Annotated in this window: 14 protein-coding genes and 1 riboswitch; of the genes, 4 read left to right on the forward strand and 10 right to left on the reverse strand. The window is 42.2% G+C overall.

Annotated elements, in window-relative coordinates; translation table 11 throughout:
- Positions 1–137: 137 nt before the first annotated feature.
- Positions 138–224, reverse strand: a riboswitch (cyclic di-GMP riboswitch).
- Between the two features lie 168 nt (positions 225–392).
- The 3 genes from ACN6KS_RS29495 to ACN6KS_RS29505 all read right to left on the reverse strand — a co-directional run bounded on the left by ACN6KS_RS29495 (position 393) and on the right by ACN6KS_RS29505 (position 2411).
- Positions 393–947 carry a hypothetical protein gene (locus ACN6KS_RS29495; protein ID WP_094868427.1) on the reverse strand — a complete coding sequence of 185 codons (555 nt, stop codon included), beginning with the start codon at positions 945–947 and terminating at the stop codon, positions 393–395.
- Positions 948–1060: 113 nt separating this feature from the next.
- Positions 1061–2062: an EAL domain-containing protein gene (locus ACN6KS_RS29500; protein ID WP_440961035.1), complete on the reverse strand. Its 1002-nt coding sequence runs from the start codon at positions 2060–2062 to the stop codon at positions 1061–1063.
- Positions 2063–2114: 52 nt separating this feature from the next.
- Positions 2115–2411, reverse strand: coding sequence for a helix-turn-helix domain-containing protein (locus ACN6KS_RS29505; protein WP_094868428.1), 297 nt, complete (start codon positions 2409–2411; stop codon positions 2115–2117).
- A gap of 245 nt (positions 2412–2656) precedes the next feature.
- Here ACN6KS_RS29505 and ACN6KS_RS29510 point away from each other — a divergent pair, with 245 nt between their 5' ends.
- Positions 2657–3508, forward strand: coding sequence for a leucine-rich repeat domain-containing protein (locus ACN6KS_RS29510; RefSeq protein ID WP_280788071.1), 852 nt, complete (start codon positions 2657–2659; stop codon positions 3506–3508).
- 15 nt (positions 3509–3523) lie between these two features.
- Here ACN6KS_RS29510 and ACN6KS_RS29515 read toward each other — a convergent pair whose 3' ends face one another.
- The 3 genes from ACN6KS_RS29515 to ACN6KS_RS29525 all read right to left on the reverse strand — a co-directional run bounded on the left by ACN6KS_RS29515 (position 3524) and on the right by ACN6KS_RS29525 (position 6230).
- Positions 3524–4513: a sensor domain-containing diguanylate cyclase gene (locus ACN6KS_RS29515; protein WP_094868430.1), complete on the reverse strand. Its 990-nt coding sequence runs from the start codon at positions 4511–4513 to the stop codon at positions 3524–3526.
- 40 nt (positions 4514–4553) lie between these two features.
- Positions 4554–5348, reverse strand: coding sequence for an alpha/beta fold hydrolase (locus ACN6KS_RS29520; RefSeq protein WP_440961036.1), 795 nt, complete (start codon positions 5346–5348; stop codon positions 4554–4556).
- 120 nt (positions 5349–5468) lie between these two features.
- Positions 5469–6230: an SDR family oxidoreductase gene (locus ACN6KS_RS29525; protein WP_042131593.1), complete on the reverse strand. Its 762-nt coding sequence runs from the start codon at positions 6228–6230 to the stop codon at positions 5469–5471.
- A 203-nt stretch (positions 6231–6433) separates the two neighbouring features.
- On the opposite strand from ACN6KS_RS29525, the gene ACN6KS_RS29530 reads away from it, so the two are divergent.
- Positions 6434–7063: a TetR/AcrR family transcriptional regulator gene (locus ACN6KS_RS29530; protein ID WP_256989669.1), complete on the forward strand. Its 630-nt coding sequence runs from the start codon at positions 6434–6436 to the stop codon at positions 7061–7063.
- Positions 7064–7127: 64 nt separating this feature from the next.
- Here the strand turns inward: ACN6KS_RS29530 and ACN6KS_RS29535 are convergent, their stop codons facing one another.
- Genes ACN6KS_RS29535 through ACN6KS_RS29545 form a run of 3 tightly spaced genes read right to left on the reverse strand, consistent with a single transcriptional unit; the run spans position 7128 to position 10608 of the window.
- Entirely contained in the window at positions 7128–9167 is a 2040-nt protein-coding gene (locus ACN6KS_RS29535; protein ID WP_440961037.1) for a carbohydrate-binding domain-containing protein, read from the reverse strand.
- A gap of 24 nt (positions 9168–9191) precedes the next feature.
- Positions 9192–9872 carry a DUF4956 domain-containing protein gene (locus ACN6KS_RS29540; RefSeq protein ID WP_094875342.1) on the reverse strand — a complete coding sequence of 227 codons (681 nt, stop codon included), beginning with the start codon at positions 9870–9872 and terminating at the stop codon, positions 9192–9194.
- Complete coding sequence (locus tag ACN6KS_RS29545; RefSeq protein ID WP_094868434.1) at positions 9865–10608, reverse strand: polyphosphate polymerase domain-containing protein; 744 nt, start codon at positions 10606–10608, stop codon at positions 9865–9867. Before ACN6KS_RS29545 ends, ACN6KS_RS29540 begins: the two co-directional genes overlap by 8 nt.
- A 318-nt stretch (positions 10609–10926) precedes the next feature.
- On the opposite strand from ACN6KS_RS29545, the gene ACN6KS_RS29550 reads away from it, so the two are divergent.
- Together ACN6KS_RS29550 and ACN6KS_RS29555 are read left to right on the forward strand one after the other, a co-directional pair.
- On the forward strand, positions 10927–11604 hold the full coding sequence (locus ACN6KS_RS29550) for a response regulator transcription factor (RefSeq protein WP_094868435.1): 678 nt from the start codon (positions 10927–10929) through the stop codon (positions 11602–11604).
- The gene (locus ACN6KS_RS29555) at positions 11604–12878 is read left to right on the forward strand and encodes a sensor histidine kinase (protein WP_280788068.1); all 1275 of its coding nucleotides are present in this window, start codon (positions 11604–11606) and stop codon (positions 12876–12878) included. Before ACN6KS_RS29550 ends, ACN6KS_RS29555 begins: the two co-directional genes overlap by 1 nt.
- Positions 12879–12960: 82 nt before the next feature.
- Here the strand turns inward: ACN6KS_RS29555 and ACN6KS_RS29560 are convergent, their stop codons facing one another.
- Positions 12961–13704, reverse strand: a complete 744-nt coding sequence (locus tag ACN6KS_RS29560; protein WP_440961038.1) for a class I SAM-dependent methyltransferase — start codon at positions 13702–13704, stop codon at positions 12961–12963.
- Between the last annotated feature and the right edge of the window lie 11 nt (positions 13705–13715).

A 13715-nucleotide genomic window follows, 5' to 3' on the forward strand; every position in this document is an offset into this window, starting at 1 on the left:
AATATTAATCTCTTCAATGCCTAAAAATGGGCACAAAAAAAACTACCCCGAAAGAGTAGCTTGATTGCAGCTAAAGTTGCATAAAAATTAAGACTTAATTTTTATTAAACCTTAAAAACAAAAAGCGTTATACACTCTTTGGCAGCTGGCTGACAATAGTCGTGATAACCTTAGTCCCTATAGCTTTGCGTCCCTACATTTCCATAGGTTTGCCTATGAAGTTTCGATTACATTACAAAGGTTAACATAACTATGCATCTTATTGCATGATTATTTGGTATGAAATTGATATTTGATCGACATAGGTAATTGCAATCAATTTCCTCTAACTGATCGATATTATTTATCAACTGTCCCAGACGAAGAGTGATACTTTAGGACTGGAGGAGCGTTCAACCTCCAAATAGTCGCCGAAACCAATTCCACACATCACCTGTGATCGGAATTAACCCAAAGCCATGCTCGCCAACCGCGATTAGACCATATGCCCATTGTCCAATAGCTACGGCTCCCCCAGCAATCCGTCCTATGGCTACCGCTCCAAATGCCGTATCCCCTATGGCGACAGCACCCAACGCTTTTTCGGCTATCGCGATCGCTCCTACAGCCACTCCTGCAATAGCAATCGCCCCAGCTGCGAAGCCAAGCCAGCTAAGTGCTATCGCTCCAAGTGCTAACCACATTCCTAGTGATATTGCACCCACGGATAGAACCCCTACGCTTATCGCACCTATGGAAATCAAGCCTACAGCTATATCTCCAATAGCAATTAATCCAACAGCTGTCTTCACACGAGGTCTGCTGCCATAACCCTGACCAGAGTAGCGACCTAAATTGCTGCGAATACTTACCACTGGAAATGAGGGAGAAGGCCACTGATAATCAATCTCTCGCCCTTCCCAGCCCCTGGAATCTGCCCAACGTGTGATGTATTTATGCCATTCCATATTCATCCGACCCCCTTCTCAATTACCTAAATTGTACAGCCCCGGGGCTCACCTGTAATCAGACTCTGACCTGAATTCATCTCATCCTCTAGACGGAGATCTACTCATTAGGATCACTGTTTGGGAATAGGGTCAGGTTTTCCAAATAAATATCCCTGAAACAACTGATAACCACTCTGCTTAAGCCATTCAAAGTCCTCTCTAAATTCCACTCCTTCTGCTAAGGGAACGGATTGGATTTCTAATGCCTTTTCTAAAAACTGTTCTGCTACTTTCTGTTTGTTCGGATCACTAGACACACCCTGAACATATTTCATATCCAGCTTCATGTAATGGGGTTTAAGTGCCAATAACATCTCGATTGTGCTGAAGCCTTCGCCAACATCATCTAGAGCGTATTCAAATCCCCGATCCTTGTAATATGTCAAAATAGCTTTCAAATGAGCAAGGTCATCCACTTTCTCCGTCTCAACAACTTCAAAGACAAAAAGAGAGGGATCTACGCCTAATTGATTGGCCAATTCAACTGTTGATCTTAGGCAGAACTCTGGAGCGTAGATCGACGTTGGGATAAAATTAATAAACGTTTTTTTATTTAAGGGTGCAGCACATTTTACAGCAGTCATTCTACATAACCGGTCTAAAGCATATAAACGGCCACGATTGCGTGCCGCCGTAAAGATCTCATTAGGATAGATAAGGGCTCCATCTTCTTTTTTAAATCTGGATAAGACCTCGTATGCAAAAATCTCTTCCTTTGCATTCACGATTGGCTGGAAGTGACAAATCACTAACCCCTTAGTGATAACCTCATCAATCCACTCCATATCAAGTACAGTGGGCATCTCGGATAGAGGTCTCCATGTTTGGTCATCTATACGGAATTCAATCTGCTTCGACGCCATATGATCATTACAGAAATCCAGAAAATCCCGCGCCCCAGCCTCTTTAATCGTAATCACATTTTCTTCTACCTTATGTATCGTATTGCTTCTACTCAAATGATGAATAACCTCAGGTAACATCCTTAGATTAAGCTCGCCATGAGCCTTAATTTCAAAATTCAGCTCTCTTACTACACAATGATTACAAGCCACATTCATAACCCCTTTCATCTTCGATTCTCTTAAAAAGCTCCCAGAACTACTATTCTCAATCAAAATCCGTTTACTCCAGTAAGTACGACAGGTCTAACACGGTTAACTGTTGATGTTGAATCTCAATAATCTTTTGCTCTTGCAGATCTTTAAGCACAAGGGTAGCCGTCTCCCTGAGCGTTCCGATTATATCCGCGAACTGCTGATGGGTCAGCCGGAGATTAATCCTCATCTCGCCTTGCTCCTCTATCCCGAATATTTGGTATAGTCTTCTTAGAGTAAAAATTGCACGCGCTCTCGCAGCATGAAATTTCATTTCGGGTAATAACCGATTCGATAAAAATAAACGATCCATTTGCAGCAGCATCAATTGTTCCTTAACTAACGGGTAGTGTATCGTTCATCGCCACCGCTGATATCACTCTTGCATTGGAGGGATGGATCACATCCAGATCGCCAAAGAAATCCTCTTTTCCAAAAAGAAGCTTCCATCTCATTATTCCTTTCTAAAACACGCCATAGTTTTGTATGCCAACATACAGATAATAAATCATTATCCTGTTATATTCTATCGTAACGATTGCCCATACCAATAACAAAGGAGAACCTTCTATGAGATATAATTTTGACGGAAAAGGACTTACAGAAACGCCAGAGATCGTGTTTGAGAGCAATCCTCTACTAGAACTGAGCATGTACAACAACCATATTAAAGAGATTCCCGATCAACTCTTCCTTCATGATGAATTAGAGGTACTAAATTATGCGGGTAATGACATCGAACGGTTATCCGAGAACATCGGTCGTTTAGTTCACTTAAGAATGCTTGATTTAGGCCATAATCGACTCAAGGTATTGCCGGAGAGTATTGGAGAACTACGGGGGTTGGATTCTTTTCTATACCTAAGTAATAATCAGTTCGAGCAGCTGCCGGAGCAGCTTTGTAATCTCCAGAAACTCAAGTATCTGAATGTAACAGATAATAATCTCAAGCAACTGCCTACTCTTTTAGGCGCAATGAGCAGTCTAATTGAATTGCGGCTATATTACAATCAGCTAGAAAGTCTGCCAGATTCAATCACACAAATAAAAGGGCTAAGAGAGATCCATCTGTATGGTAATCAACTGGTCTTGTTACCCGAGCATTTGGGTGCTATAGAAGAACTTCGGATACTTGATTTAAATGATAATCGAATCACTGAACTACCTTCATCCATCGGTAAACTAAGCAAGTTAAGAAAACTGAACCTTCGAAAAAATAAACTGAATCAGCTGCCTGAGCAAATAGGTCAATTAAGCAGCCTTGTTGAGCTTGACCTAAGAGATAATAACCTGCAAGAAATTCCGAAATCCCTTTTACAACTAGAACGATTAGAGAAACTGGATCTCAGATGGAATCACAGCTTGAAGGAAACAGACATTTTAGAGCAATTAGAGCAAAGAGGATGTATCGTTTATAAATAACAAAAAAGCCCCCTGTTAAAGAAGCTTTTCATTCAAATCTATGAAGTGGGTAACGCGGTTTCTCCCCTGTTCTTTAGAGGCATAGAGCGCTTGATCAGCTTTTTGCAGCAGGGTGTTTTCTGAATCGGCTGGAATAAATGTAGCTACACCAATGCTCACCGTTATCCGGCCCATTTCCCAAGTTGAATACGCGATAGACTGCCGTAAATTCTCAGCTATAGTCCTTGACTCCGAGATGTCTGTATTAGGTAAAAGAAGTATGAATTCCTCACCGCCATATCTAGCCGCAATATCCTCTTTACGAGATTGCAGTTTCAAGATACTCGCCATTTTCTCCAGCACATAGTCACCTGTCTGATGCCCATAGGTGTCGTTCACTTTTTTAAAATGATCAATATCTATAATACACAGCGAAAATGCTGTTTGAACTTGGCCGTACCCTACAATTTGCTCTTCCAGCTTCTCTTGAAGAAACCTTCTATTCTTCAGCCCAGTCAGCTTATCTGTATTAGATAACTCTACTAAAACGGCATTCATCTCCAGCAGCTCGGCTTGTTTCTGTTCAATTTCTAAATGAATTCGCTTGAGCTCGGCAAGCGCCTGATCCTTTTCCCAATAAGCCACTTCTATTTGCTTCTTGGCAGACCGAAGCTCCAGCTCATAGTCAATACGTTTTCCCATCTGTACCAGGATACAATCAATGACCTCTACACCTTCACACTCGAGCCTTCTGCCATTCAATAAATAGGGAACCGCTTTACCATCACTATCTTTCAGATTTATAAATAACTCTTCCACCTGTCCATTAAGATTAATAAAAGGATAGAAGTATGAATGAAAAATAAGCTTGTTTGCCGTAGACATGATAGATTCAAAATGCTTATGCACCAAATCAACCTGTTTATACCCCATACGGTCCAAAAACGTCTGATTTACATCCTTGATTATTCCTTCATGGGTAATAGAAACATAGCCACAAGGCGCATATCTTAATCGGTCATCCATGATCTAAATATCCTTTCAACACAGCATAATCTCATCTAGCTTACGTAAGATATTCATTAATTAAAGTGATGGTCTCCTCAGGATGGCTAATGTGTGGGTAATGCCCTTTAGCCTCCATTAAACGGAAGGTACTATTATTCAAGTGTTTATGTAGATATTCTCCAGCCGCTATAGGTACGATACTGTCATCCGAGCATTGTAGAATAAGTGTAGGGATTGTAGCCTTAGGTAGATCTTCCCTATGATCTGAAAAGAACGTAACTTCTGCAAATTCCCTTGCAATAACAGGATCTGCCGAGATAAAGCTGCGCTCCAGCTCTTTCGTTAACACCGGGTCAGGGTTGTTCATAGCAAGAGGTGCCATAAAGCTAGCCCAGCCAGCGAAATTCATCTCCATCATCTCCAGAAGCTCAGTAATATCACTTTTCTCGAAGCCTCCGAAATAAGTATTCCCCTCATTTAAATAACATGAAGAAGGACCTATCATAATCATTTTATCAAAATAATCCGGCCGCTCAATCGAAGCCAGCATCCCGATCATAGAGCTAATCGAATGACCTATAAAAATAATATCTTTGAGTTCCAACGTTTCGATGACATCCAATACATCCTGTACATAGCCGTGGAGCGTATGATATTTATCTGTTGTATATGCACTTAAATCAGAGTTACCTGAGCCTACATAATCAAATAGAACGATTCGATATTTCTTCTCAAAAGAGGGCGTAATAAACTGCCACATGCTCTGGTCACACCCAAATCCATGTGCAAAAACAATGGTTCGTTCTCCTTCTCCAATCACTTTCACGTGATTCCGCGCCCTAACATCGTTCATTTCATATAACTCCCTTTATAGTTAGCATTCTCTCTATTTTGAAGGGTTGGCCTGGAAATATCAAGCGCATAAAAAACTCCGCTAGAGTAATCTCTAGCGGAGTTTTTATGCTATCTAATTTTAGAATGCAGAAGTCCATCCCGCATCGGCAGCGAGGACTGCTCCGTTTACAAAACTGGAGTCATCGGAAGCCAGGAACAACGCAACTTGTGCGATTTCTTCGGGTGAACCCACCCGAGGAATTACAGCCTGTGTAAGTTGAGTACGGCTCATGCCGAACTCATTAATATTTTTCATAGAAGCACTAATGTTAGTGGCAGTAGCTCCTGGTGCGATGGCATTACAACGAATGCCTTTGTTGGCATACATAAAAGCTGTATTTTTTGTCAAGCCTACTACTGCATGTTTGGAGGCAGTATAAGTTGCTCCAGCATGAGCACCACTTACGCCACCTGTAGAAGCGGTATTCACAATAACGCCCTTTCCTTTTTCGAGGAAAATAGGTAGCGCTTTACGTGTGGACCGCATTACACTTTTGGTATTGATGTCAAAGATAAGATCCCATCTCTCATCATTAATATCACCAACTGGCTCAAATCCATCCATAATACCCGCATTATTCACTAGTATATCTAGCGTTCCATATTCATTTACTGCGGTATCAATCATGTTATTGATATCTTCGACTAGAGCAACATTTACTTTTAACGCCTTAGCTACTCCACCATTACTAACGATTCCTGCTGCGACTTGTTCCGCACCTTCCAAGTTAAGATCAGCTACTATTACTTTAGCACCTTCTTTAGCGTACAACTCTGCGATAGATTTCCCCATACCCGATGCTGCTCCGGTAACAACTGCAACTCTGTCTTGAAGTTTCATGTTGGAAGTCTCCTTTACGTTTATCTATAATGTAAGTATTAATATATAAAATCTCTAAAACGATTAAAATTTATTCTACTTAAGTTTAATCATCTGCAATTTAACTATCAATATACAAACGGGACACCAAATGTTCATAAATAAATATAAAGCAGGATTGTGTTGAAATAGGGTTAGAAAATAGACAGTTAGGTGGTCTTCTGTTGCTTAAAAATCGAAGAACAAGTAAATCGAGGAAAGAACTAAAAAATGCATTGATATTACTCATGGAAAAAAAGAATTTCCGCACCATTACGATAACCGATATTGTTACCCTAGCCGATTTAAACCGTGGAACCTTCTATAAGCATTATCAAACCAAAGAAGAACTTCTGAATGAGTTAATTGATGATGTGCTGGAGGATTTAATTAAGGCTTATAAAGATCCCTATCTCCATACCGATAAATTTATGGTGAGTGAGCTTACTACCTCTAGCATCAAAATTTTTGAGCATGTCGTTTCCTATTCTAATTTTTATACCATCATTGTAAATTCCAATGTTCTGCCTGGGTTTCAAAATAAGATTTGTGACATCTTAAAGGAGCTAACCAAGCAGGACTTAGTCGCGGTTAATCATACTAATAACAATATAAATATCGAATTATTTTCTAGCTATACGGCCTATGCTCTATTTGGATTAATCATGGAATGGGTAAAAGGAGGGTTCAAATATACTGCGAACCATATGGCCGAGCAGCTGATTCAAATTCTGTCTTTTAATTCACATAATGTGATCATAAAGACTTCAAATCAACCCATTAAGCAGAATTTGCTCTCTATTAATAGCGACTAATTATCTCAACCACCAAAAAACCACTCCAATGTGCTGGAGTGGCTTTTAATATGCATTTTATAGATTATGGTCTTCCTTTTCCACCACCACCGCCACCTGGGCCTTGATTGGTGTTCGCGGTGGTTACTCCGGATTCATTCAGCCAAGTTACACTACTGGTGATTTCAAACGTTACTACTTTCGTTCCTCCAGTATACTCGCCATCCGTATACAATCCATTTGCTTCACTGCCAGTCGAGGTACCTCCCGAGTAGAGGGTGTATGATCCACCGTCTTTCAAATCAGGGGAACTCATCACGAGCGACTGATAATCTTTCGATGGAGCAAAGGTTAGGATTGTGTTTCCTTCGCTATCCTCCAGATGGACCAATGCTCCGGCCTTCTGGATCTGAGGGAACGTCATGCTGACTGCATGTTGGCTGGAGGTGTCAGACGTTGCCTGAGCCATACCCGAGCTTCCCGCGGCTATTAGAGTACCGCCACTCTGTTCAAAGCTGCCATCGTAATCGAGAGCGCCGTTTCCACCATTAGTAGGTCCGTTAACAATTACTGTACCACCGGACATCACGATAGAGCCGTTCGAATCCAATCCGTCACCTGTGGCATCGACCGTTAATGTTCCTCCGCTAATCGTGAGTACATTAGCTGCAGCATCGCTGAACTGATCCTGCTCCTGAGGGCCACCTCCTACAGTCACTTCATCATTACCTCCTGCAACATTCACTCCATCATCAGAAGAGACTACGTGAGCTTCGCCTCCGGACATCGCGATGTTCGCTCCTTCAATCCCTTCGTAGCTCTTCGTAATATCAATTTTGCCACCGGATATCGCCACCAAGGCATCCGCATGAATTCCATCGTCGCCAGTTTTGATGTTAAATTCTCCAGCGGCTATCGCAATGTTGCTATTGCTGTGCACTGCATCATCAGCAGAATCAATGTTAAATGTTCCGTTGTTTACGCTAATATCTCCTCCAGCCTTCAACCCTTTAGTGCTTACTGTTTCGGATTCTGCCGTTGTTGATGTAGTTGACGCTTCCTGCTGTGACGCCTCCGGCATTGTCTCTGGCTTTGCTTCTGATGTCGATGTATCTGTTGTTCCTGGTGCTTGGCCACCTGTTCCTTGTCCACGATTACCTCTCATGCCCATGCCTGTCCCTGGATCACCTGTCTTCACTTCACCATTCTCGTTGCCTCCGCCTGTAACCAAGGTGTACGTTCCGCCATCGATTACAAGTGCAGTTTCCGCCTGAATTCCGTCATTGCCAGCCTGAATATCAAACGTTCCTGCTGTGATACCAATAAAGCCTTTATCCGTTTCGGTATCATTGGTCGATTTGATTCCGTCACCTTCAGCTGTAATGCTGATACTTCCATCCTGCACAGCAACTAGATCTTTACCGACAATCCCGTCATCAGCAGCCTGAATTTCAAGGATGCCACTCATGATTTTGAGATCATCCTTGCTTGTAATCCCATCATTATAATTAGCAGAAACAGACAGCTTCCCTGTGCCATTGATTGTTAAGTCTGCTTTACTAAAGATAGCTGCACTAGGCTCATCTGTAGTGTCATCAGCATAGACATAAGTTGCCCCATCCGATACGGAGTTCTCTGTTCCGTCCTCCAAGGTAATGATCACTTTACCCGCTTCTTTAATATAAATTGCAGCGCTGTCACTGTCCGTAATGTTCACACCGTTCAGCACCAGATGTACAATTCCGTCATCCTGATTATTAATTACGATCTGCCCATCACTCAGCTTACCCGAAAGCACATAGGTTCCTGCTGCAGTAATCGCCACTGACCCATCTTTGGATTCAGCTCCCGCACCTTCGACAACAGCGCTCGTGCCAGCCAGGGCAATATCCGTGGATTGGTCCGCCGTCCAACTTGTATTAGAATCGTCTTCATCGAACGTTACCAAGTCCGACAGCTTAGCACCTGCCAATTGTACTTCAGTAGCAGCTCCACTCTGGCTCAACGTTAATTCACTCGACGTAGCTTCAGACTGTGCTGTTGTATTATTATTGCTGCAAGCCGACATGAGTCCCGCACACAATAACAAAATCCCTATTTTACTGACTGTTATATAATTTTTCATATTCCATCCATCCTTTCGGTCATTTTAATAGTCATTTACAGTGGGAGTCATGGTTAACGAGAGATCTAGATTCCCATTTCGAGTACGGATCGCATCCAGGAACTCCTTCTGGTTCACAGCCTCACTCAGCGTAACGGAGTAGACCAGTTCATATAAACTGCCAAGCTCAGTCGTTCTAATCTTCTTAAGCTCATACCCTACATTAAATGTATTGAAAACTTCTGCGAAGGCTTCTTCATACCCCAGACTCTCTGGAATAGTTACCTTTAGTGTTTTTTGCGATGTTGTTCTTACCCCAAAATTAGTCCGATTAAGAATAAACATCAGGGCGCACAGAATAAGGGTAAACAACACCGCGTATCCGAAAGAACCTACCCCGCAGGCAAGTCCTGATGCCATGGTGAACAATACAAAGGTGATATCCTTCGGATCGCCAGGCGCACTTCTGAACCGAATGATGGAGAATGCTCCGGCAAGACTGAAGGCTCTGGCAACATTACTGCCAATAAGCAGAATGATGATGGCCACAATTACGGGCAGCAGTACCATCGTGAGTGTGAAGCTTTGCGAATACCCGCCGGAATTTGTCTTCATATAGGTGTAGCTAATGATCCCGCCAAGGGCGATAGCTATAAAAATAGTTAGAATTGCGTTGGTAAACGTTAGCTCTGTACTCGTTGCTACGGTAAATAATGAATCAAGCATAAAGAGCACTCCCCCGATCTGTTTTACTGTTCTTCAGCATTTTTTTATATTCATTACCGTATTTGGAGAAGCTTGTACGGTACATTTGATGCTCTGAGAGCATTTTTGCTAACCAGACCGGAATCGTATTTTCAGCCTTTACTTCCATCAGCCACTGACCCGGCTCTAGTAATGGTTCGCCATAAACGCCATGCTCCATCTTGAGATCGTACCGCCGACTTCGGATATTCGTATCGAACGTGATTCTTAAATCACGATTATTTTTACAAAACAACGCTTTGCGGTCATAAGACAGATACACTTTAGGCTGCAATTCATATCGCGTTAAAAAGTATTTAATCTCTTCAATCACCTGTTTGTTCATGTAGTCCTCGAATTCTGGCTCCCTGCCTGTGGCAACAAAAGCATAAGCCTCGTCCAATTTGAGCGACGTTCTTCTTTTATTCACCAGCCCGAACACCTTCTTCTTGATTTCCAGATAAACCTTTGTATCTTGATTTGGCACACCGTAAGCTCTTAAACGCAGCTTCTCTTTGTACTTCGGCTTCGCAAGACTGTTACGAATCAGCGTATTGTGCGCAGTATCATAATATAAGTTGGTTATGGAATAAAACTCATGCTGCTTGTTGAAATCGTCTAGCTCCATGTATTCAAGTAATTGGTTATAAAATTTATAGTAGGCTTCGTTATCCAGTAAATATTTGTTCTCATAACGGTTGAATACCTCAATCGCCATATGGGATCATTCCTTTCTGTTTATCGTTGTCTCTTGTGCTTATGAATGTATCTTAGATCCCAAACCTTTAATGAATCTTAAATGGTTTTACATCCCACTAACAGAGGTGTAAATCGTAACTGCGGTGAATGTTGGACTTTCGCAGACAAAGGGGGACGCTATTGCTCCTACAGTTCCAAAATTCCCCTCCGTTACTTGCCACCTGTTCAATTTTCACAATACAGTTCTATACCAACCTTCATTAAGGTTCAGTAAAGGTAATACTGATATAATGACCTCAATAACAAATACTCGTTTTATGTAGGGGATGGCAGAACCATGAGAATATTAATCGTAGAAGACGAGCTTCATCTCGCCGAAGCCTTAACTCAAATATTAAAAAAACATAATTATTCGGTGGACGCAGTCCATGACGGTAGATCGGGTCTGGATTATGCACTGAGCGGAATTTATGATTTACTGCTGCTCGATATTATGCTGCCTGAGATGGATGGGGTTAGCGTCCTCAAGTCGCTGCGTAAGAAGGGGGTATCCACTCCCGTTATCTTGCTTACAGCAAAGGGTGAGATAACAGATATGGTCACTGGACTAGACTATGGGGCTGATGATTATATCGCCAAACCTTTTTCCTCGGAGATCCTACTGGCACGAATAAGGGCTGTACTAAGACGTAAAAACGAGGTTATTCCAGATGATGCTTTAAAGTTCGGGGATATTGAATTGAATACATCGACTCTGAAGCTTACCGTAGGTGGCAAAGAGATCAAGCTGAATCTTAAGGAAAGTGAATTATTGGAGCTTCTGATTCTGAGGAAACAAGCCGTAACCTCCAAGGAACAAATTATTGAGAAGTTATGGGGGTTTGATTCGGAGGCAGAGCACAACAATGTAGAAGTGTATATTTCTTTTTTGAGAAAAAAATTGACCTTCTTAAATTCCACTGTACGCATTAGTACGATCAGAAATGTAGGGTATGTATTAGAGGTGACAGCCTAATGTTCACGAAGCTCAGAAATCGATTTCTTATTGTTAACCTAGTAACTATATCCGTAATAATGCTGGTGGCTTTCATCTCGATTTATGTCATTACGTACCAAGATGTCCAAAACAATATTCAGATGGATCTTCACAGAATTATGGAGAACTACAAGTCTCCCGGCGGTGATGCAGGACGAATGGGCTCAACTAAGGGAAGTTCCCAGTTACCCCATGCTGATAATAAACGTATCGATAACGGAACTCCACCTCCGGAACGGTCTGTCTCATTTATGCTGAAGATAGATACAGCGTCGAACCTCATCGGGAAAGATTCCAAATTTACGATGGATGATGATTTTTATACTACAGCTCTGCAAGAGGCTCTAAGTGCTGATAAAGATACCGGAAGGTTCACCTTGGACAGCAGCAAATGGATCTTCAACATCCAGCATACGAATGATGGAGCGATGCTTGTATTTCTGGACATCACTGCCCAGCAGAAAATCCTCACCAATCTAATCTATACCTTCTCTGTAGTTGGCTCGGTGATGCTAATTATTTTATACTTCACAAGCCGGTTTTTCGCTAATCGGTCTATCGCACCGGTGAAGGAGGCTTTTAATAAACAGAAGCAGTTTATTGCCGATGCTTCCCATGAATTGAAGACGCCGTTGACCATTATTAACACCAATGCGGATGTTCTTCTCTCCAACAGTGATGATACTATTCACAATCAATCGAAGTGGCTGCACTATATCAAGTCGGAAACAGAGAGAATGACCCGTCTGACCAATGATCTGCTATACCTAACCGAGATGGACGATTCCAGATCGACCCTGATCTATTCGAAATTCAATTTGAGCGAAGCGGTTGAGAATATTATTTTAACAATGGAAGCTGTTATCTTCGAAAAGCATATTTCGCTTGAATATGACATTGAACCTAACCTGATCGTGCTAGGGAATAGTGAACAAATTAAACAAGTGATTATGATCCTTTTAGACAACGCTGTAAAATATACGAATCCTAAAGGCTCAGTCACTTTATCCCTTAAAAACCACCATAATGATATGGTGTTATCGGTCACCAATACGGGTGAGGGCATTGCATCGGAGCACTTAGCGAGAATCTTTGACCGTTTCTACCGTACGAATGCTTCCCGAGCGCGTACACAAGGGGGTTATGGCCTAGGGCTGGCGATTGCCAAATCCATCGTTGAACAACATAAAGGAAAAATTTACGCCAAAAGCACGGTCGGCGAATCCACCACCTTTTACGTTCATCTTTCATAACTAAAAGTAAAAAAAGACTCAATCCCTGTTATCATTAGGATTTGAGTCTTTTTAATATGCTGATCATATACTATACTTCGCCTCAATAGACCTCGGTCTCATATTCAAAAAATACTTTATCATCCTGTTTATTTCGTTCAAATAGGTTCCTCAGCTCCGTCATCATACTCTCGAAACGTGGATCTCCGGGGGCTGGAATGTAGGAAGATGATCTCGCCCGTCCGCTTAATCCCTCGAAATCAAACACCTGCTGATTGCTAAAGTGCGCTACTTGCATCTGCCCTGCCTTAAAAAAGGAGCTAAGGATTTCAGGGGTAATGTTCTTATGATTAACCCCAGTGTAGTCGGTGCCGAAGGTTTGCACAAGCTGCTCATATTCCTCCAGGAATGGGGTACCGTAAGTACGCCGAGAATTCCATATCAGAACTGCCTTTCCACCCGGTTTAAGAATCCGCTTGAATTCTAATTGCGCTGCGTCCCTATCAAACCAGTGAAACGCCTGGGCACATACGATAAAGTCTACAGACTGGTCTGGCAATTCTGTCTTCTCGGCAGACCCAGGCAATGCGCGAAAATGGTTATCCTTTGCGAGCATCTCCTCCGCAGCTGTACGCATTTCCGGATTTGGTTCAACGGCAGTCACACGACTCCCGCGCTCCAGAAGCAGTGCCGAAAATATTCCTGTTCCTGCGCCAATATCCGCAATATCACAATTCGGTTTTAGCCCAATCGTATTGTATAAATAATCAATGGCTTCTTTAGGGTAACTCGGGCGATATTTCACATACGAATCTACCCGATTTGAGAAACGTTCTTTGTTATTCATCCCAATACTCT

Origin of the sequence: Paenibacillus nitricinens, from assembly GCF_052056485.1 — a bacterium.
In the GTDB taxonomy this organism is placed as follows: Bacteria; Bacillota; Bacilli; order Paenibacillales; family Paenibacillaceae; genus Paenibacillus_AQ; species Paenibacillus_AQ nitricinens.

Bases quoted from the DNA above. Each gene is read 5' to 3' on its own strand.
- ACN6KS_RS29495 (WP_094868427.1), bottom strand. From the start codon at position 947: ATGGAATGGCATAAATACATCACACGTTGGGCAGATTCCAGGGGCTGG.
- ACN6KS_RS29500 (WP_440961035.1), bottom strand. From the start codon at position 2,062: ATGAAAGGGGTTATGAATGTGGCTTGTAATCATTGTGTAGTAAGAGAG.
- ACN6KS_RS29505 (WP_094868428.1), bottom strand. From the start codon at position 2,411: ATGCTGCTGCAAATGGATCGTTTATTTTTATCGAATCGGTTATTACCC.
- ACN6KS_RS29510 (WP_280788071.1), top strand. From the start codon at position 2,657: ATGAGATATAATTTTGACGGAAAAGGACTTACAGAAACGCCAGAGATC.
- ACN6KS_RS29515 (WP_094868430.1), bottom strand. From the start codon at position 4,513: ATGGATGACCGATTAAGATATGCGCCTTGTGGCTATGTTTCTATTACC.
- ACN6KS_RS29520 (WP_440961036.1), bottom strand. From the start codon at position 5,348: ATGAACGATGTTAGGGCGCGGAATCACGTGAAAGTGATTGGAGAAGGA.
- ACN6KS_RS29525 (WP_042131593.1), bottom strand. From the start codon at position 6,230: ATGAAACTTCAAGACAGAGTTGCAGTTGTTACCGGAGCAGCATCGGGT.
- ACN6KS_RS29535 (WP_440961037.1), bottom strand. From the start codon at position 9,167: ATGAAAAATTATATAACAGTCAGTAAAATAGGGATTTTGTTATTGTGT.
- ACN6KS_RS29540 (WP_094875342.1), bottom strand. From the start codon at position 9,872: ATGCTTGATTCATTATTTACCGTAGCAACGAGTACAGAGCTAACGTTT.
- ACN6KS_RS29545 (WP_094868434.1), bottom strand. From the start codon at position 10,608: ATGGCGATTGAGGTATTCAACCGTTATGAGAACAAATATTTACTGGAT.
- ACN6KS_RS29550 (WP_094868435.1), top strand. From the start codon at position 10,927: ATGAGAATATTAATCGTAGAAGACGAGCTTCATCTCGCCGAAGCCTTA.
- ACN6KS_RS29555 (WP_280788068.1), top strand. From the start codon at position 11,604: ATGTTCACGAAGCTCAGAAATCGATTTCTTATTGTTAACCTAGTAACT.
- ACN6KS_RS29560 (WP_440961038.1), bottom strand. From the start codon at position 13,704: ATGAATAACAAAGAACGTTTCTCAAATCGGGTAGATTCGTATGTGAAA.